This window comes from Pragia fontium DSM 5563 = ATCC 49100 (assembly GCF_900112475.1).
GTDB classification, from domain to species: domain Bacteria; phylum Pseudomonadota; class Gammaproteobacteria; order Enterobacterales; family Enterobacteriaceae; genus Pragia; species Pragia fontium.
The window spans coordinates 24,104-42,906 of the sequence record NZ_FOLW01000004.1; the positions used below are offsets into that span (position 1 = coordinate 24,104).

The 18,803-nt window shown below is 44.0% G+C and carries 16 protein-coding genes; 11 read left to right on the top strand and 5 right to left on the bottom strand.

Annotated features, from left to right (window positions below):
* Positions 1-4: 4 nt before the first annotated feature.
* Positions 5-931 (top strand): carbamate kinase, encoded by a 927-nt coding sequence (locus BMZ28_RS07725; protein WP_047781230.1) that lies wholly within the window; start codon positions 5-7, stop codon positions 929-931.
* Between the two features lie 117 nt (positions 932-1,048).
* On the opposite strand, the gene BMZ28_RS07730 is transcribed toward BMZ28_RS07725, so the two are convergent.
* On the bottom strand, positions 1,049-1,249 hold the full coding sequence (locus BMZ28_RS07730; RefSeq protein ID WP_074822089.1) for a 2-hydroxymuconate tautomerase family protein: 201 nt from the start codon (positions 1,247-1,249) through the stop codon (positions 1,049-1,051).
* A gap of 181 nt (positions 1,250-1,430) precedes the next feature.
* On the opposite strand from BMZ28_RS07730, the gene BMZ28_RS07735 reads away from it, so the two are divergent.
* Genes BMZ28_RS07735 through cobT form a run of 5 tightly spaced genes read left to right on the top strand, consistent with a single transcriptional unit; the run spans position 1,431 to position 5,980 of the window.
* A complete protein-coding gene (locus tag BMZ28_RS07735) occupies positions 1,431-2,969 on the top strand; it encodes a cobyric acid synthase (RefSeq protein WP_074822092.1) in 1,539 nt (512 codons plus the stop codon).
* Positions 2,966-3,526 (top strand): bifunctional adenosylcobinamide kinase/adenosylcobinamide-phosphate guanylyltransferase, encoded by a 561-nt coding sequence (cobU, locus tag BMZ28_RS07740; RefSeq protein WP_074822096.1) that lies wholly within the window; start codon positions 2,966-2,968, stop codon positions 3,524-3,526. Before BMZ28_RS07735 ends, cobU begins: the two co-directional genes overlap by 4 nt.
* Positions 3,527-3,528: 2 nt before the next feature.
* Complete coding sequence (cobS, locus tag BMZ28_RS07745) at positions 3,529-4,278, top strand: adenosylcobinamide-GDP ribazoletransferase (protein ID WP_345889633.1); 750 nt, start codon at positions 3,529-3,531, stop codon at positions 4,276-4,278.
* Between the two features lie 3 nt (positions 4,279-4,281).
* Positions 4,282-4,896 carry an alpha-ribazole phosphatase gene (gene cobC, locus BMZ28_RS07750; protein ID WP_074822097.1) on the top strand — a complete coding sequence of 205 codons (615 nt, stop codon included), beginning with the start codon at positions 4,282-4,284 and terminating at the stop codon, positions 4,894-4,896.
* A 31-nt stretch (positions 4,897-4,927) separates the two neighbouring features.
* Positions 4,928-5,980: a nicotinate-nucleotide--dimethylbenzimidazole phosphoribosyltransferase gene (gene cobT / locus BMZ28_RS07755; protein ID WP_074822101.1), complete on the top strand. Its 1,053-nt coding sequence runs from the start codon at positions 4,928-4,930 to the stop codon at positions 5,978-5,980.
* A gap of 268 nt (positions 5,981-6,248) precedes the next feature.
* Here cobT and BMZ28_RS07760 read toward each other — a convergent pair whose 3' ends face one another.
* Entirely contained in the window at positions 6,249-6,959 is a 711-nt protein-coding gene (locus tag BMZ28_RS07760; RefSeq protein ID WP_053007609.1) for an autoinducer binding domain-containing protein, read from the bottom strand.
* Positions 6,960-7,241: 282 nt separating this feature from the next.
* Here BMZ28_RS07760 and BMZ28_RS07765 point away from each other — a divergent pair, with 282 nt between their 5' ends.
* Positions 7,242-7,670 carry a DUF4902 domain-containing protein gene (locus tag BMZ28_RS07765; RefSeq protein WP_074822104.1) on the top strand — a complete coding sequence of 143 codons (429 nt, stop codon included), beginning with the start codon at positions 7,242-7,244 and terminating at the stop codon, positions 7,668-7,670.
* 97 nt (positions 7,671-7,767) lie between these two features.
* Entirely contained in the window at positions 7,768-8,325 is a 558-nt protein-coding gene (locus BMZ28_RS07770) for an acyl-homoserine-lactone synthase (protein ID WP_047781224.1), read from the top strand.
* A gap of 93 nt (positions 8,326-8,418) precedes the next feature.
* On the opposite strand, the gene cobO is transcribed toward BMZ28_RS07770, so the two are convergent.
* Positions 8,419-9,018, bottom strand: coding sequence for a cob(I)yrinic acid a,c-diamide adenosyltransferase (gene cobO, locus BMZ28_RS07775; RefSeq protein ID WP_047781223.1), 600 nt, complete (start codon positions 9,016-9,018; stop codon positions 8,419-8,421).
* Between the two features lie 324 nt (positions 9,019-9,342).
* Here cobO and BMZ28_RS07780 point away from each other — a divergent pair, with 324 nt between their 5' ends.
* On the top strand, positions 9,343-10,536 hold the full coding sequence (locus tag BMZ28_RS07780) for an amino acid aminotransferase (RefSeq protein WP_074822107.1): 1,194 nt from the start codon (positions 9,343-9,345) through the stop codon (positions 10,534-10,536).
* Positions 10,537-10,936: 400 nt separating this feature from the next.
* Here BMZ28_RS07780 and BMZ28_RS07785 read toward each other — a convergent pair whose 3' ends face one another.
* Both BMZ28_RS07785 and BMZ28_RS07790 read right to left on the bottom strand, forming a co-directional pair.
* Complete coding sequence (locus BMZ28_RS07785; protein WP_074822111.1) at positions 10,937-12,658, bottom strand: amidohydrolase; 1,722 nt, start codon at positions 12,656-12,658, stop codon at positions 10,937-10,939.
* A 201-nt stretch (positions 12,659-12,859) separates the two neighbouring features.
* Positions 12,860-14,212, bottom strand: a complete 1,353-nt coding sequence (locus BMZ28_RS07790) for an APC family permease (RefSeq protein WP_047781220.1) — start codon at positions 14,210-14,212, stop codon at positions 12,860-12,862.
* 1,304 nt (positions 14,213-15,516) lie between these two features.
* Between BMZ28_RS07790 and BMZ28_RS07800 the strand changes: the two genes are divergently transcribed.
* Both BMZ28_RS07800 and yajD read left to right on the top strand, forming a co-directional pair.
* Positions 15,517-18,162 (top strand): autotransporter outer membrane beta-barrel domain-containing protein, encoded by a 2,646-nt coding sequence (locus BMZ28_RS07800; RefSeq protein ID WP_074822116.1) that lies wholly within the window; start codon positions 15,517-15,519, stop codon positions 18,160-18,162.
* 292 nt (positions 18,163-18,454) lie between these two features.
* Positions 18,455-18,799: an HNH nuclease YajD gene (gene yajD, locus BMZ28_RS07805; protein ID WP_047781219.1), complete on the top strand. Its 345-nt coding sequence runs from the start codon at positions 18,455-18,457 to the stop codon at positions 18,797-18,799.
* Positions 18,800-18,803: the final 4 nt, after the last annotated feature.

Here is an 18,803-nt window from a genome sequence, read left to right on the forward strand (position 1 = left end):
AATCATGGATAAGAGTAATAAGCAATATAAAACATTAGTGCTTGCATTGGGTGGCAATGCCTTATTACAGAGAAATGAAGTTCTTTCTGCGGAGAATCAATATAAGAATATTGCTGCAGTAGCAAAAGTGGTTAAAACCTTATCGGAAGACTATAACGTGGTTATTGTTCATGGTAATGGTCCACAGGTCGGTTTGCTGTCATTGCAGAATTTAGCTTATGAAGAAACTCCAGCTTATCCATTAGACATTTTGGTTGCTGAAACCCAGGGCATGTTGGGCTATATGATTTCACAAAGCCTGAGCGAAGAAGCGGGCATGCCACCGGTTTCTTCGGTAATGACTCGGGTACTGGTTGATAACAACGATGAAGCGTTTGCCGATCCAACCAAGTTTATCGGCCCGGTGTATAACAAGGAAAGCGCTGAAGAAGCCGCCAAGCGCTACGGCTGGATCATGAAAGAAGATGGTAAATATATTCGTCGAGTTGTGCCTTCTCCGATGCCGCAAAGTATCCTCGATCTTGACGCTATTAATGCGCTGATTGGTATGCGTCACGTCGTAGTATGTAACGGCGGTGGCGGCGTACCTGTAGTGAAGAATAGCGGTGCTGGCTATAAGGGAATTGAAGCAGTAATCGATAAAGATTTCTCGGCAGCGCTATTAGCGGCGGAATTAAAGGCTGACTGTTTACTGGTCTTAACCGATGCGGATGCCGTTTATCAGGATTGGGGTACGCCAAACCAGCGCGCATTACGTGATGTGACCACCGAGGAGTTAAAACCGTTTGCGGTTGCCGATGGTTCGATGGGACCAAAAGCTCAGGCGGTAATTGGCTATGTTGAAAAGAGTGGTAATCCAGCCTTTATCGGTGCGCTACACGATGCAGCACAAATTCTGAAGCGTGAGAAAGGAACCTGTATTCACCTGTAATTGCGTTGAGTACTTCGCCAGAAACCAGAGTTTTTCTGGTTTCTGGTCGTTCAGAATGGGCGGTAAGTCAGCGTTTTTCTTCTACCACATATTTTGCTTCTGCTTAAAGCCAAATCGCTATTTGTTTTTTCTCAGTTCTGTTATCTGAATGCCACCGATTCCCCAATTATCAGTATCAACTTCATCAATAGTGACAACGGTCGTCGCTGGGTTTTTATTAAGTACATCAACCAATAATTGCGTTACCCCTTGAATTAGCTGTTGCTTTTGTTCAGCGGTCGCACCTTCTTTAGTAATTTTGATATTAACGTAAGGCATTAAGGTATTCTCCAGCGTGATGATAGAAAATAGAAAGATATGGCATTCAATATAATGGCGCTAAAAATGGTTTGCACCACAAACAATCTGCCATAGGTTGAGGTGTAATGCTAAAAAACGTTATTCTTGAGCCTAAAGTTGGTTTTCATCACGTAGATAGACGTTGATCTTAAGGTAATTCATGACCGTATCAATCATGTTGCAAGGGACGGCCTCCGATGTTGGCAAAAGCGTTCTGGTAGCCGGACTATGCCGGATCTTTTATCAGGATGGATACCGCGTTGCGCCGTTTAAATCGCAAAATATGGCATTAAATTCAGGGATCACCGCAGCCGGTGATGAGATGGGGCGTGCGCAAATATTTCAGGCGGAAGCGGCTGGCGTGGAACCTGATGTACGCATGAATCCAATATTGCTTAAGCCCAGCAGCGATATGCAGGCACAAGTGGTGTTGATGGGTAAGGTCTTTAGCAGTATGGATGCGCAGACCTACCACCATTATAAGCCACAATTAATGGCACAGATTGAGCAGGTTTACCGCAGTCTGGCGGCTGAACATGACATTATGGTGCTGGAAGGAGCCGGTAGTCCGGCCGAGATTAACCTGCGGGATCGGGATATTGTTAACATGGGAATGGCCGAGCGAATCGACGCGCCGGTTATTTTGGTGGCAGATATCGATCGCGGAGGGGTGTTTGCATCGATTTACGGTACGCTGGCACTATTGAGTGATGATGAACGTGCGCGAGTTAAAGGCGTAATTATCAATAAGTTCAGGGGAGATATTGCGCTGCTACATTCCGGCATTGAAATGATTGAGCAAATGACTTCAGTACCGGTATTGGGCGTAATGCCATTTATTGACTTGAATATTGAAGATGAAGATAGCGTTGGCCTAAGCCAGAACAAATATCGGCAACATGGCTATGCCAAATATGATGAGCTGGATATTGCAGTCTTACAGTTGCCATACCTATCGAATTTTACTGATTTTAATCCGTTGGCGGCCCAGCCGGATGTGCATCTGCGCTATGTGGCCTGCGGAGAAGCCATTGGTTATCCCGATCTGCTGATTATTCCCGGCAGTAAAAATACCCTGGGAGACTTAAGCTATTTGTATGAAAGCGGTTTAGATCTTGAGATAAAACGCTTAGCGGAATTGGGGATTCCTATTCTGGGAATTTGCGGCGGTTATCAAATGTTAGGCACTAAACTGTACGATGGCATTGAGTCAGGGATAGCAGAAATGCCGGGGTTAGGTTTGTTGGAGTGCGAAACCCGTTTTGCTCAACATAAAGTCACGACTCAAGTCGTGGGGATAACTGCATCATCCCCGCTGTTTAGTGATGGACTGGTGGTTCAAGGCTATGAAATTCATATGGGACAAACCGTTCGAGCACCGGGCGTTAAGCCGTTCTGTCGTTTAACCTCTCGCAATAGTCAGCTTATTCATGAAGACGATGGTGCCGTTAGCTCCTCAGGCAATGTGATGGGAAGCTATATTCACGGGATTTTTGATGAAGGGGCATTTACCCGAAGCCTGCTTAATCAGCTACGCCAGCGTAAGGATCTCCCCCCATTGGCCGAGAATTTTTCATTTCTGGAAATGAAGCAGAAAGAATACGATAACCTGGCGATGCATATGCGAGCCCATATCGATATTGAACGTATCTATCAGATTATGGAGCAGCAAAGCGGCTGTAAGGTAAGGAAATCATGATTTTGATTACCGGTGGGGCTCGTAGTGGAAAAAGTCGTCTGGCTGAAAAGATGGCGAATGAACGTGCACTGAGCTACGGCGGCAATGTGCTATATATTGCTACGTCTCTGGCGACGGATGAGGAAATGTCGCAGCGTATTGCGATCCATCAACAGACGCGACCGACACATTGGCGAACCCATGAAGGTTACCGCCAATTAGGCAATGAGATTCGCCAACAGTCTGAATATTTTCCCGTTATCGTTTTAGAATGTATAACAACCATGTTGACCAATCTGATTTTTGAGCGGGCAGGAAACCAAGATCCTGAAATGCTGGATTACGATGATATTGAACGTTGGTTGACCCCTCAAGTTGATGATTTATTGAAAGCCTGTAGCGAAAGTCGCAGTGATATCATCATTGTGACGAATGAGCTTGGCTGTGGCATTGTCCCTGAATATACGCTGGCGCGTCGCTTTTTGGATATTGCGGGTCGGGTTAATCAGCAATTGGCTCAGCAGGCTGATGAGGTCCATTTTGTGGTGTCTGGTATTGATATGAAGATTAAAGGTTAACAATGAAATACATCAAACTCTTCTTGGTTTCACTACAGTTATTGACGCGTATTCCGGTTCCCTCACGTTATACCGATGATGTTGATATCTCAGAGTATCACCGGATGACGGTGGTTTTCCCATTGACCGGATTAACCGTTGGCTTCATTAGTGCGTTTGTTTTTGTTTTGACTCAGCTCTGGTGGGGTAATCTGCTGGCGGCAACCTGTGCGGTTCTGACCATGGCGATGATAACCGGCGGATTTCATCTGGATGGATTGTCTGATACGGCGGATGGCATTTTTTCTTCCCGACCACGGGAACGGATGCTAGAGATTATGCGTGACAGTCGAATAGGCGTTCAGGGCGCGCTGGCGCTGATATTTAAAACTGCACTGCACATTTTTGCCGTATATCAGATAGCCGAAAGCAAGCCTGCGGTGGTGGGGTTATTGATTATTGCTCCAGTGGTCAGCCGCTCACTCAGCGTATTATTAATGTATCGTCAGAACTATGCGCGTGAGAGCGGAATGGGCAATCTGTTTATTGGCAAGATTGGTGGCGGTGAGTTTTATCCGGCATTGATTATTGGCGCTATTTTGGTGTTTCTGTTTATTGGTGGATATGGTGTTTTGATGGCCGCAGCAACCGGGGTTATCTTATTGCTCTACCGCGCCCTGATTCAAAATAAGCTGGGCGGGCAGACCGGGGATACGTTAGGCGCCGGTATTGAAATTGCTGAATTGCTGTTTCTGTTGTTGATGGTTCACTAGGTTATGAGGCTGTATTTAGTTCGGCATGGTATGACTGAGATTAATCAGCGGGGTGTTTACTTCGGGTTAACCGATCATCCACTGAACGAGGAAGGTATCCGGCAGGCCGAATCACTGGCTCAGAGGCTATCGCTTATCCAGTTTGAACAGGTTATTACCAGCGGTTTGTTGCGAACTCAACAAACCGCGGCTTATATTTGCCCATTAAACCGTGAATCCCATCAGGTATTGGCAGGGTTAAATGAAATCAGCTTTGGTCAGTGGGAAGGGCGGCATTATCAAGAGTTGGAACAGAATGATGCCGAGCACTATCTTGCCTGGTGTAATGACTGGCAAGGGATCGCGCCGCCGGAGGGTGAAAGTTTTAATCAGTTCTCTCTAAGAGTTGAACAGACATTTACCGCTTGGTTGAAACAAGCTGAAGCGGCGGCCTTACAAAACGTGTTGTTGGTAGGGCACCAAGGGACATTGCGCTGTATTTTGCTTTCCCTGCTAAATATGCCTGCGGAGGCATTTTGGCACTTTACTTTCCACCATGACGCCTATAGCGTTATCGACATTCATCAGGGGCATGCCGTGATTCGACATTTGAATACTCACGGTGAGGCGACTGCCTGATTTCTCTTACTTCCTTAAGGTTTTCAATGTTATGAGTATGCTGTCCCAGATTATTAATCAAATTCGTCCGTTAGATACGCTATCTATGCAGCAAATGACGGAGAAGCTGGATGAACTGGTCAAACCGATTGGTAGTTTGGGGCGTCTGGAGCAGCTTGCCATTCAACTTAGCGGAATATCCCGACGTACTGATATTGCCTATCCCCGTAAACAAATCATTGTGATGGCCGCCGATCACGGCGTTTATGCTGAAGGTATTTGTCAGGCACCTCAGGCGGTTAGCCAGATTCAGATGGTGAATATGGTCAAAGGGAAAGCCGGGGTTAATGTATTGGCAAAACAGGCAGGCGCTGAGGTTTTATTGGTGGATTGCGGTATTGATTCAGCGCCTATTGAAGGGGTGTTAAATCATAAGGTTGCACGGGGCTCGGGCAATATTGCCAAAGAAGCCGCCATGACGCGGGATCAGGCGGTAGCACTGATTGAACGCAGTGCCGCTTTAGCTATGGAACAGGTTAATCAAGGCGTTGATTTACTCGGCGTTGGGGAACTGGGGATGGGAAATACCACCTCGGCCGCTGCGATTGTTAGCGTATTGTGTCACGCCGACCCAGATGATGCCGTAGGTATCGGGGCCAATTTAGCGCCGGGACGCCTACAACATAAAATTGATGTGGTTAGACGAGCAATTGAAATAAATCAGCCCGATGCTAAAGATGGTATCGATGTCTTAGCAAAAGTCGGTGGCTTTGAACTTGGCGGTATGGCCGGGGTGATTATTGGTGCTGCTGCGGCCGGTGTTCCTGTGGTGCTGGATGGTTTTCTGTCGTATGCGGCGGCACTGATTGCGATGCAAATAGCGCCAACGGTACATCCTTATTTGATTCCTTCTCATTGTTCTGCGGAGAAAGGGGCTCAATTAGCGCTTAATTATCTTGGTGTGCGCCCTTATCTTGATATGGAGATGCGATTAGGAGAAGGCAGCGGGGGCGCCATGATTTTGCCGATTATTGACTCAGCCTGTATGATTACTCGCCAAATGGGAACGCTATCAGAGTGTGATATCACGTTATCCATTGGCTGAGCAGGGATTGAAACAGGACAAATGATTATACAGTGGCTAATATTATATCTTTTTTAGTCGATAGTGCTAACTAAGTAAAAATAGCTAATGTGTTGTTTTTTATTCGGTGTTACTAAGAAATCACCAACCTATCAATTGCTTATTATTCGATCGAATAGATCGAATAATTTAATTTCATTAAGAGATTATTCTGAAAAATGGATAAAGACACTCATGGACAGCTGCGATTATCCACGTTGATGATAGTTATTTTACTAAATTAAAATAGTTAAAGCAGATTAAGAACCATTGCTTTAACAGTAGCCGCCGTTTTATTTGAAACCGATAACTTTTTCAAAATATTGTTTACATGGAAATTAACAGTGCGATCGCTGATAGACATTAAAATTGATATTTCATTGGACGTTTTTCCTTCAGCCGTCCAGCGTAAAATATCTTTTTCTCTTTTAGTCAGTTGATAATCAAGAGTGGCCGTTTCCAGAGGCATTAAATACTCAGCCAAATGGTTATGGGCTAATTGGGATAACCAAATAAGAGAGGGAGCCTGAAGCAGTAATGTTTTAGATGTATGATTTTGATTTGCGCTGGCAAAGGTCAACATACCCATTCTACCGTGATTATCTTTTTGGGACTGGGATATACCGTGATGAATACCAAAAGATCTGGCTTCTTCCCAAAAATAAGGCACGTTTTTAAAAACTTCAGCTTGCCAAAACAGTACCTGCGTTGTTTGTGCACAGTGTTGAACGGTAGGATCTATTTCAATATAGCTATTGCTTGAATAGGTTGAATTCCAGTCATCGGGATAATTATTAATAACCTGTGGCTTATTGGATGAAATGGGATACGTATGCCTCACACCGTAAGCACAGTATTCAAATCCAAGATTATTGACTGCTTTTTCTAGTGTGTTAAAGAAGGCGTCCTTATCCTTGGCTTTTGATAAATTCTCATATGTCTTATATAAATTAATTTTCAAAACCCTTCCTTTGATTGCAATGCATTCATATATTACCCAGAACAGATTAAACACAGCCAGTGCATAGTATAACAACAGTATGAGTTTATTTCATATTACAGGTAGTGTATATGTCAATAAGCCAGACCGTTGATTGAATTATACAATTATAGTTAGTGACTGACTCGTTCGAGTAACTAGTATACTAATATTATAATGTAGGGCTGTAAACGAAATAAGTCCTGATAATCAATGTTGATCACAAGTTAAAATTTTTATCAATTAAACTGCAAGGAGCTAAGAGTGCAAAATAAAAGAGATATCAACAAAGCCAACAGCAGTGGTAATAATGTCATCATGGATGACCTTAGAGTTAAGGTACACATTGATTTTTTTGAACATATTGAATTTATTCATCTGCACTCTGCGGTCTATGAAGAACCGGCTAATCAGCACTTTCTTGGAGGAGTTGCAACGGTGATTAATGGCTATACCGAATGGGTGAGCCAAACATCTCCCGTGATATCAATTGGTTGGGATTGGGAATTGCGTTATGAAAATGCGTGTTGCCAATATGTAAAAATTGGTCCGGTTTTTAGCAACGTCGTTTTTCATGCTAGTGAGTCGACGTCGCCCATTCAGGATGAAGAGGCGTGGACCCAGCAATTGCTGGATAACAAAATCGCTCAAATAGAGTGGCAAAGCAAAACAGGACAGTATATCACTCAATAAGCAACTCTTATAGCTGTTAGATCTGTCAGGTTACTATCCATAATCCAATGTTATTAATATGTTTTTCCACGCAGTTAATAATATAGGAAGACAAATTATGGAATTTTTATCCGGTTCAACAAATAGCTTACCCGGTGGATTAGAAAATGAACTTGCGGCTTATCGTTATAAAGTTTTTGTGGAAAAATTAGGCTGGGAATTAGACACTCCGGTCGGATATGAAAGGGATCAATTTGATAAACCAGAAACCATATATGTTGTTGCCAGAAATAGTAAAAAAGAGATTATTGGATGTTCCAGACTGTTACCAACCAGTGAACCTTATCTATTGAGTGAGATTTTTCCTGAGCTATTAAATGGAACGCCTCCTCCACACTCGCCTTTTATTTGGGAAATATCAAGATTTTCGGCAATGGATCTTAAGGCTACGAGTATGGAGAAGCAGGCGGGAAGTTCATCTTCGGCCATTGCGGTAGGATTGCTAAGAGAGTCAATCAATTATATCAAGCAGTTTAATGCGACAACAGTAATTACCGTGTCTCCGCTGGCGGTAGAACGATTAATTAAAAGAGAGGGCTATAAAGTTCACCGGGGCGGAGCGCCGATGTTAGTGGATGGACATCCGGTCATTGCCTGCGTTATTGATATTACTTAATCGATAAACGTTGCAATAATATCATAGCCAGTAAGGTGGTTTTTATAGAGATACCTTATTGGCTATATTGATGATTGTTTATAAATGCGTGGGTTACCAGTCGATGCCTTTTCTGGCCTGTAGACCATGCTCAAACGCATGTTTTACTGAGCGCATTTCTGTCACTGTATCCGCCATTTCCACCAGGTTACGGTGGCATCCACGTCCGGTGATGATGACTGTCTGACCTGATGGGCGCTGTTGTAGTGCATCAATCAGTTCATTAAGGACAATGTACCCATAGGTAATCATGTAGGTGATTTCATCCAATACCACTAAATCCAGTGAAGGGTCAGATAACATTCGCTTACTGTGCTGCCAGACTTCCTGAGCCGCTAAGGTATCACTCTCTTTATCTTGAGTATCCCAAGTAAAGCCGGTTGCCATGACCTGAAACTCTACGCCGTTACGTGAAAGTAAATTACGTTCACCGCATTCCCAAGTTCCTTTAATAAATTGGGTTACTGCTGCTTTCTGGCCGTGGCCAACGGCTCTGGTAACGGTACCAAACGCGGCAGTACTTTTCCCTTTACCATTTCCGGTACAGATGATTAACAATCCTCGGTCTTCTGTGGCGGCAGCAACCCGACTATCAACCTGCTGTTTAATTTTTTGCTGACGTTGTTGGTAGCGGTCATTACTTTGGATTGTCATAATATTGTTACTCTTTTGAGAATAAGAAATGCTAAGAGTAGCAACCAGGCTGACCTTTTATCTAGTTTTATTCTACGTGGTGGTTGAAAAGCGTAGCTTTAGCCAGATAATGTTACCGTTTTGCTCAGCTTTTAGGGTATTAGATTCAGCCATTATGTATTAGGCTATATCTTGTCATAACAGGTAAGTACCGTTAGCAGTGATTTAAGCGTGTAGTTAATTACCGGGTACAGTTTCAAAGAGCTACTATCAGGTCTGGAAAAGAGCGATATCACCAGATCATTAATTAGACAGCAAAGGACACAGCTAAATAAGGGGTCAGAAATGTTTCAGCACGTCAAAGCCTATGCCGGCGATCCAATTCTTTCATTAATGGAAGAGTTTTCGAAAGATACTCGTGAATCAAAAGTTAACCTGAGTATTGGTTTGTATTATGACGAACAGGGCCGGATTCCTATCTTAAACTCGGTGGCTCAGGCGAAAGAGCGGTTATTTAAAACCAATCATGACCCGCTGGTCTATTTACCTATGGATGGTATGCCGTCTTACCGTACCGTCACGCAACAACTGTTATTGGGGGAAGGGCATCCGGCTTTGGTTGCCAACCGAGTAGCAACCATTCAGACGTTGGGCGGCTCTGGGGCATTGAAAATAGGTGCTGATTTTCTGAAAGCCCATTTTCCTGATTCTGAAGTTTGGGTAAGTAATCCGACGTGGGACAACCACGTAGCCATTTTTGAAGGGGCGGGTATTAAGGTCAATCGCTATCCTTATTTTGACAGTGAAACGCGCGGCGTGGCCTTTGAGCAAATGCTGGCTACGTTGAAGACCCTACCAGCAAAAAGCATTGTATTGCTACATCCTTGTTGTCATAACCCAACTGGAGCCGACTTGATACCGGCGCAGTGGGATCAAGTGATCGCCGTATTGGCCGAGCGTCAGCTCATTGCATTTATGGATATCGCTTATCAAGGGTTCAGCGAAGGTTTAGATGAAGATGCTTATGCGATTCGTTCCGTGGCATCAGCGGGCTTACCGTGCCTGTTATCGAACTCTTATTCGAAGAACTTCTCCATTTATGGCGAACGCTGTGGTGGACTATCGGTGTTCTGCGATGACGCTGATGAAGCCGTAAGAGTGCAGGGGCAGTTAAAAGCGACGGTGCGTCGTAATTATTCCAGCCCGCCGTTAGACGGTGCGCAAATTGTTTCGCTGGTACTGAGCGATCCACAGTTAAAAGCGACTTGGATGGCTGAAGTGAGTGAAATGCGTAATCGCATTATACAAATGCGCCAAAAGATGGTGGATGTGATGTCTCAAGCATTACCGGGGCTTGATTCAAGTTATTTGGTTAAGCAAACGGGGATGTTTAGCTATACCGGATTAACGCCAGAACAGGTTGATCGTCTGAAGAGTGAATTTGCTATCTATCTGGTTAGAAATGGTCGGATGTGCCTGACTGGACTGAATAGTCAAAACGTGGAGCGGGTTGCTCAGGCGTTTGCTGCGGTGATGTGAGTTATCTGTTTCGGATATTCTGATTGAACAATAAAAATCCGCTTAACTTATTCAGTTAGGCGGATTGAGACTGCTGACAAAGTTATTTAATTTGATTTCAGTGAATATTTCGTCCGTAAAAAGAATGTCGGAATATTCACTTTTTCTTACGGACGAGAGGCGATTTTTTTGAGTTCAACGGGCGTCAGGCCTACGATTCTTAGGGGCGCTTCGGCAGCTAAAGCTGCTACGACCCCAACAGACAACGCCGTCAGGAACGGCGTTGAACAACACGAAGTGTTGGCCCGAAGGGCAGGCTACAGGGCGTAGCCTGTAATCCTCTCCTTCCGTTTATGTTTAGTCAATCAACCTGCCCAATCTTTAGGGCTTGTCATCAAATCTAACGTAATGTATTTCCGTATTACTCTGCAATATAAACGGTTTTTCCACCAACGATGGTACGTAACACCGTGACATTCTCAATATCTTGCGCTGGAATATCAAAAACGTTTCGGTCAAGTACGATCATATCGGCAAATTTACCCGGTTCTAATGAGCCAATAACGTCTTCGCGATGCTGGGCATAGGCGGAGTCGATAGTGGCGGAGCGCAGAACTTCGGTTACGGTGAGATTGCGATCGTTATCCAGACGCGGCGGTGTTACGCCGTTAACCGTACGACCTTGACGAGTAGCGGCGACTTTCAGATCGTACCATTCATCTAACCCATCAATTGGCCAGTCGCTACCAAATGCCACGACGGCACCAGCATCGATAAACTTGGCAATTGGTTCCAGCTCTTGAAAACGAGTTTCTCCCAACATATGCCGTTCAGCGATAATCAGTTCCGGGGTAGGGGCTGCCCACTGGAATGACAGGCAGGCAATGGCACCCAAACGAGCAAAGCGCTGGTAGTCGTTGGCATTCACCAGTTCGTTATGCGCCAGCCCTGGGCGAATATCTTTATCCGGATGAGCGGCACGCATTTTTTCAATGGCATCCAGCGCGATGGAAACTGCGCCTTCACCGACGGTATGCAGATGGGGATCAAACCCGGCAGCGGCAATTTTTTCCATCAGTTCATCAAGAATCTCAGGAGTGAAATAGAGATCGCCATAACGGTCGGTTAACTGCCAGTCTGGCGCCTCTTCTGTACCTTTATTGATGGTATAAGGCTCAAGCAGTGATGCGGTCATGGTTGGCGGTTGTAGAACACCATCAACAAACATTTTGATATTGTGTAGACCAATACCTGGCTCTGGGGTCCACTCTGCCTGATGATAACGGTTAGCGAACTCAACGGCTTTGTCGACGGCAGCGGCAACGGCTTCTACGCTATGGGCGTCATCCGGGGTGATTTCACGGGCGGCCTGAAAACGAACCGTCAGCTTATTTTGCTGTTGTAATACACTGAACGCATCAAGTTGCTTCGGTGAAACGCGGGCATCCATCACAGTCGTGACGCCTTGCGCATTCAGCACCTGCTGCACCAGTTCGGCAACTTTTACTGCCTGTTCAGCATTTAATGATGGAATACTGTCAACGGCGCGCATCGCCGGGGCATCTTCCAGAATACCGTTGAGCTCACCGTCGGCATATTTACCTATTTTGCCATCGCTAGGTTCTGGGGCATTTTTGTCGATGCCAAATAGTTCCAGAGCGCGGCTATTGGCCAACATAGTGTGACAGTCATTGGAGAACAGAATCACCGGGCGTGAGGTATTCAGGCGATCCATATCCGAACGATACATATCCGTACCGGCAGGCAGCATTCCCTGACGTAACCACGCGGTAACTTTTAACCAGTCGTTCTCACCTTTCAGCACATCTTTATCCAGATGTTGCTGCACACGCTGTAAGATTTGTTCAATCGTCAACGATTCGTAATTAAGATGACAGCCGGATAGTTGTTCACCGCCCCAAAATGGATGCATATGCCCATCAATAATACCCGGCATCATCATCTTACCCTGCAAGTCTATCTGCTGGGTTTGTGGTGTAATAAACCCTTGTAGCTCTTGCTCTGTACCACAGGCCAGAATTCTTCCTGAGGCGATAGCAACGGCTTCAACCACGCGGTTTTCAGCATCTGCCGTATAGATATATCCATTAAAATAAATGACGTCGGCCATTTTATTACTCATCGTCAAACATCCACTTATTGAAACATTGTTGTAAATTGCTGGCGTGTATGGATTCACGTCAGCACATATTTAGACCTATTACCCGTATATTAAAAGGAACGGGATAATAAGATAAGCCCTAATTAGGCGGTAAAATGATAAACGGGGAGAATGAAGTTCTCCCCGTTTAGGCTAATCATACTCTCTGTAATAGGGGGTAAGTTAGCCGATAATCAGGTCCACTTCTTCAGCAGAAATCGACGGCGGCGTTTTACGGAAGCCGCGGGTAATTAGTGCCAGATAGGCTGCACCTACCGATAACCAAATCAAGCCAACGGTTAACGCTTCTTTATCCAGACTAGTCCATAACCACAGTGTTAACAATACACCGATGGAAGGTAAGACCAAACAGGTAAACAGTGTTTTAGCGCTGACTTTCTCTTTGCTATCAATAATGAAATGCTTAATCACCGTCAGATTAACAAAGGTGAATGCAATAAGTGCACCGAAGCTAATCATTGACGCAACCATGCTTAACGACAGTACCAAGGCAAACAGCGATGTAATACCCACGAAGATGATCGAAATCACCGGGGTCTGTAAACGCGGATGAATATAGGCGAAAACAGACTTCGGCAGCACACCTTCACGACCCATAGCGTAGAAAATACGGACGATACTGGCCTGAGATGTCATAGCAGAAGCAAAAACACCGATAACATAAGCCATGATAAAGCTGGATGCCATCAGGGCACCGCCCACTTTCTTCATCACTTCCAGACTGGCGGTGTCGGTATTAGGAATAAAGTCCTGCCATGCCGGATAAATCAGATGGGCACTGTAAGAAATAATGATAAACAGCGTACCGGCAATAAAGACGGTATACATAATGGCGCGTGGTAGAGCACGCTTGGCGTCTTTAGTTTCTTCAGCCATGGTTGAAATAGCATCAAAACCAAGAAATGCCAGACAAAGCACCGCGGCACCGGCAAACAGGCCAGAGACCTGATTTTGGGCAAAGGTAATCGGCACCAGTAATGCGTCCACATCTAAAGTAAACGTGGTCTGGAAGCACAGATACAGGAATACCGCAATAAAGACCAATTGCATCAGAATAATCAGCATATTCATTGAGCTAACCAGCTTAATACCTAAAATATTCAGGCTGGTAACAATAAATATGGTGGCGCAGATAATCACACCCATCGGAATTGACGGGAATGCTTCATGCATAAATATACCAATAGCAATATAGTTAATTATTGGTAAGAACAGATAATCAAGTAATTGAGTCCAGCCAACTAAAAAGCCCAAATTACCCCCAAATGTCTTTTGGACATAGGAATAGGCTGAACCTGAAAGAGGTAGCTCGCTTGTCATACGGCAATAGCTTAAGGCCGTAAACAAAATTGCTGATAAGGTGATAATATAAGCCACCGGTAGGTGACCTTCACTGAGTACTGTAACTTGACCATATGTGGTGAAGATACCCAATGGAACCATATAGGCCAATCCAAAGAATACTAACGCTGGAGTGGTAAGTACTCTTTTCATTCGTACTGCATTATGTTGCATTATTTTCCAAGCCCTTCCCAAAAGCCCTACTCAATGCAGCCTATATATTGGATATAGCACTACACCTGAAATAATCGATGGTGCGCTCATTTTCAGTGAAACTACGTCTGATAAAACAGAGCAGGGTTCATTGAAACGTCGGAGATAAAAAGTCTTATCATCCATCCGCTGGGGTGAGCGCAGGGGGCGTACCATATAGCACTTACCATGGTTTGGCAATCACTAGTCGTAGCCCGTTGTGATTTTATCATCAATCTTTATTGAAAAGCTAGATATAGCAAGGCTTACAGCGAGATTTTAATCGTAAAAAAATATTAGCGTCTCATGATAATATTTTGTGATGTTTTTGTTAGGCAGAATAGGGGGTATCAGCTATTTCGTATTGATTACTGCGTGTTATTCCTAATGCTTATAAAAACAAGCTTATATTTAAGTATTAATAAGTATTCATTCAAGTTAATTTAAGTTTAAATTTTGGGTAATTAATCTTATTTCCTTAACTGTTGCACGGTTTTTAAATAAAATTATTGATTTGGAAATATAGGTAATACCATGAAGAGGATTAAGCTAAGTGGTTATTTTTAAAATAACATATTAATCATTGTTATCAATTAAAGGAGGCGGAGATTTAATCTTTGCTGGAATATAGATTAAATTTAGTTGTTCAATATTTTCCAGTGATGTTTTTTTAATCATTATCCATGAAGGAATGAATAACAATAAAACAATTAACGCTGGCGTCATCTGTTGATTAAACAATGGCAACAGAGGTGATGAAAACATTTTTTCATGACTGGAGATGGGCTGAGAGGTCTGGCGTCTGGTCTTTTCCTCCTCAGTGCTGAGGCAGAGTATTAACTTTTAATTTACCTTGGTTATTATAAGTGGCCTAAATTAACTGTGGCATTGAGTGCTGAAGTTCCGTGGTGAAATTAAATGAGTAGACTGCTTAATAGAATAAAGCAGCTCATGGATTTATATATTTATGAAAATATTGTAGTTATTTATTATTTAAATTGATTTCACATGTAATTATTAAGATTAAAACTACTTTTGTGATTTTTGATTTAATATTTTAATCGGTTGCATGTGGACAATTAAAAAGAAAGAGAGATAATAATATAAACAGCCTGACTTTCATTTTACTCGATAGATAAAATACATTTTTAATGTTCAGGCTGATATTTTTTATAAAGCACATTGCAGAAAATCGGGTAGCTCGAAAGGTGAATATGCCTTTTCTGCTTAACCGTGGTTCCTCTTTTTGTGATGTTTGGTCTAAATACCCCAGGAGTTGATAAACAATGGATGCATTTCCTCGCGGCTTAAATCAGCTAAAAGCGGGCAACCAAAAGATGATAATGACGATAAAACCTTCAGCGATGGCGCTTGCGATTGCTCTGTCGTTTACCTCGAATGTGGCATTGGCAGACGATTACCTGGTTGAAGGGGCTGACGTTCAGGTTGACGCAGGACACCCGTTAGCGATGCCACAAGGCGATACACTGATCATTGGCGGGGATAATACCTCGGGCTCACTGACCGTTTCCGAAGGCGGACTGATCGATAATAGTTCTAGCGATGGTATCGTGAGTATTGGTGGTTGGATATTTAAGGATTGGACTAATTCTCGCGGAGAGCTTCACGTTACCGGTCAAGGTTCTTCGTTAAAAACGGGGACGTTGATGATTGGCTATACGGAAAATAGTCAGGGGAAATTGCTGATTTCGGATGGTGGACAGGTTAGCGCGAGTACTTACGGATATATCGGCGGTGCCGGACTCGGATCTCGTGCAGAAATCATTGTTTCTGATACTGGCAGTCAATTATCCGTTCCGCTTATGTTGCTCTCGGATAGACTGACCGTTCAGGACGGAGGAAGCGTCAACATTAAAGATATGCTGTCAATAGGGCAGTTTTATGCCAATGGCAGCAATGATCCTATCTCTGGGCGAGTTGTTGTTACCGGTAGTGGTTCTTCACTTAATGCGGGCTTCATTTTGATGGGAGTTGGCGAGATTGATGGCGATATTAGTACATTAACCGTGGCTGACGGTGGCAGTGTTTTTGCCAAAAGGGTATCGAATTTAGGTTTGGATTTAGGTCATTTCAACGGTGATATTCTATTAGGTTTAAATGATGGTTCTCGAGGCGTTTTGGCGATTGGTGCAATAGCCGGTGATACCGCTCAAAAAGCGGGTTATGTTATTGCAGATGAAATTCAATTGAGTAACCGTCAGTTAAATATCTCGGGTAATACGTTGGAAAATTCCGAGGGGCAGATCGTGTTTAATCATACTGCTACTGAGGAAGAGCGCTATACCTTTACCCCACGGATTGTTGGTGACGGTACCGTAGATGTTTATTCCGGCGTAACGACACTATCAGCGGCGAATAGCTATACGGGGATGACATCGCTCTATGGCGGTACTCTCAAAGCCGGGGGTGAAAATACCTTCAGTCCAGCGGCAGATTATGCCACTTACGCTGATAGTCACCTTGATTTGAATGGATTTAATCAGACGTTAAGCTCATTAACCCATGCCGGTACGTTGATTTTTGGTGAACAGCCCGGCACGCATCTGACCATTAGCGGAAATTACGTCGGTAATGGTGGATTATTGTTGATGAACGGGGCGATTAATGGGGACGATTCGTTAACCGATAAATTAACCGTGATTGGGGATACCTCCGGAAATACTCGGGTAAGGGTGACCAATCTAGGCGGAAAAGGCGCTCAGACGATACAAGGAGTTGAGCTGATTAGCGTTCAGGGCAAGTCTGACGGCGTTTTTACTCAGGAAGGGCGAATTGTAGCCGGTGCTTATGATTATACGTTAGTGAGAGGGAGTGGTAACAACAGTGCGAATTGGTATTTAACCAGCGAATATGTTGAACCCAATATACCGCCCAAAGAACCTGATGTGTCTAATAATCAGCCAGATGCGCCGTCTGAAAAACCTATATTACATAATGAGCGGCCAGAGGCAGCGAGCTATAGCGCCAATCTGGCTGCGGCAAATACGCTATTTAATACCTCCCTGCACGACCGTTTAGGCGAAACGCAATATATTGATGCGCTGACCGGTGAAACTCGCGTTACCAGCATGTGGTTAAGGCAGGTTGGTGGGCATAATCGAGTGCGCAGTAACAGTCGTCAATTGAGAACCCAAAGTCATCGTTATGTGGTGCAACTGGGGGGGGATATTGCTCAATGGAGTAGCGATGGCCTTAATCGACTTCACTTGGGGCTGATGGCGGGTTACGGTAATAGCCAAGGTGATAGCTATTCAAAATTGTCGGGCTATCGTTCAAAAAATGAAGTCTATGGTTATTCCGCTGGCGGTTATGCCACTTGGTATGCTAATCAGCAGGAGAAAACTGGAACCTATATTGATATCTGGGCTCAGTATAGCTGGTTTAAAAACCAGGTTAATGGCGATGCCTTACCTTCCGAAAAGTATAACGCCAGTGGTGTGACAACCTCTATTGAGAGTGGCTATACATTTAAAGTTGGAGAGGATAGAAATGCGGGTAAGCGCTATTTTATTCAGCCTAAGGCTCAGATTGTTTGGATGAATGTTGAAGCCGATCGCCATACCGAAGCCAATGGTACACAAATGATTGGTCAAGGTGACGGTAATGTGATGACAAAATTAGGGTTTAGAGCCTATATGCAAGGGCACAACTCAATTGATGATGGCAAAGACAGAGAGTTTGAACCCTTTATTGAGACGAGTTGGATTCACAATAGCAAACAGTTTGGCGCAAGAATGGACGGTGGTGCCACGATAGAGCAGCAGGGCGATAAAAATTTGGCTGAAGTTAAACTGGGTATTGATGGACAGTTAAATAAAAATATGAGCCTGTGGACTAACGTTGCTCAACAAGTCGGTCAATATGGCTATAGTGATACTTCGCTAACGTTAGGCCTGAAATACGCATTCTAATGATAACGTTATGGGCTGGGGAATCTCCTGGCCCACATCTCTCCTGATTCACCGACGACTGAGTACTCTGCCACATTAATATTCTTTGTCTGAACCTTTGAAGCCGAATGGTCGAGATTAACCGCTAAATTCAAAATTAGTGACAGTGTCACGTATTGATGGCTGGCAACCGGGTGCGCGCACTGCGTGCTGAAATGTTAAGACATACGCTTTTTCCATTTGTGAACCCGGATAGTTTAGCTATAAGATGTTTAACAGAACAAATTCCGATATTTTAATTTGAAGGTTGATAATGGCTTATATCCCTAAAAACTATGCCAGACTTGAAAGCGGCTATCGCGAAAAAGCGCTTAAGTTGTTTCCATGGGTGTGTGGTAGATGCTCTCGCGAGTTTGTTTATTCCAATTTACGTGAGTTAACCGTACACCATATCGATCACGATCATTCCAATAACCCTGAAGATGGTAGTAACTGGGAAATGCTTTGTCTGTTTTGCCATGACCATGAGCACTCTAAATATACTGAAGCGGATATCTATGGCTCAACGGTTATCGCTGGGGAAGATGCCCAAAAAGATCAGGGGCTGGCAACCCATAACCCGTTTGCTAATCTGCGGAATATGATGGATAAGAAATAGTTTA

What these genes read in the sequence shown, in the direction of transcription:
- BMZ28_RS07725 (WP_047781230.1), top strand. Translation starts at nt 5, where the DNA reads ATGGATAAGAGTAATAAGCAATATAAAACATTAGTGCTTGCATTGGGT.
- BMZ28_RS07730 (WP_074822089.1), bottom strand. Translation starts at nt 1,249, where the DNA reads ATGCCTTACGTTAATATCAAAATTACTAAAGAAGGTGCGACCGCTGAA.
- BMZ28_RS07735 (WP_074822092.1), top strand. Translation starts at nt 1,431, where the DNA reads ATGACCGTATCAATCATGTTGCAAGGGACGGCCTCCGATGTTGGCAAA.
- cobU (WP_074822096.1), top strand. Translation starts at nt 2,966, where the DNA reads ATGATTTTGATTACCGGTGGGGCTCGTAGTGGAAAAAGTCGTCTGGCT.
- cobS (WP_345889633.1), top strand. Translation starts at nt 3,529, where the DNA reads ATGAAATACATCAAACTCTTCTTGGTTTCACTACAGTTATTGACGCGT.
- cobC (WP_074822097.1), top strand. Translation starts at nt 4,282, where the DNA reads ATGAGGCTGTATTTAGTTCGGCATGGTATGACTGAGATTAATCAGCGG.
- cobT (WP_074822101.1), top strand. Translation starts at nt 4,928, where the DNA reads ATGAGTATGCTGTCCCAGATTATTAATCAAATTCGTCCGTTAGATACG.
- BMZ28_RS07770 (WP_047781224.1), top strand. Translation starts at nt 7,768, where the DNA reads ATGGAATTTTTATCCGGTTCAACAAATAGCTTACCCGGTGGATTAGAA.
- cobO (WP_047781223.1), bottom strand. Translation starts at nt 9,018, where the DNA reads ATGACAATCCAAAGTAATGACCGCTACCAACAACGTCAGCAAAAAATT.
- BMZ28_RS07780 (WP_074822107.1), top strand. Translation starts at nt 9,343, where the DNA reads ATGTTTCAGCACGTCAAAGCCTATGCCGGCGATCCAATTCTTTCATTA.
- BMZ28_RS07785 (WP_074822111.1), bottom strand. Translation starts at nt 12,658, where the DNA reads ATGAGTAATAAAATGGCCGACGTCATTTATTTTAATGGATATATCTAT.
- BMZ28_RS07790 (WP_047781220.1), bottom strand. Translation starts at nt 14,212, where the DNA reads ATGCAACATAATGCAGTACGAATGAAAAGAGTACTTACCACTCCAGCG.
- BMZ28_RS07800 (WP_074822116.1), top strand. Translation starts at nt 15,517, where the DNA reads ATGGATGCATTTCCTCGCGGCTTAAATCAGCTAAAAGCGGGCAACCAA.
- yajD (WP_047781219.1), top strand. Translation starts at nt 18,455, where the DNA reads ATGGCTTATATCCCTAAAAACTATGCCAGACTTGAAAGCGGCTATCGC.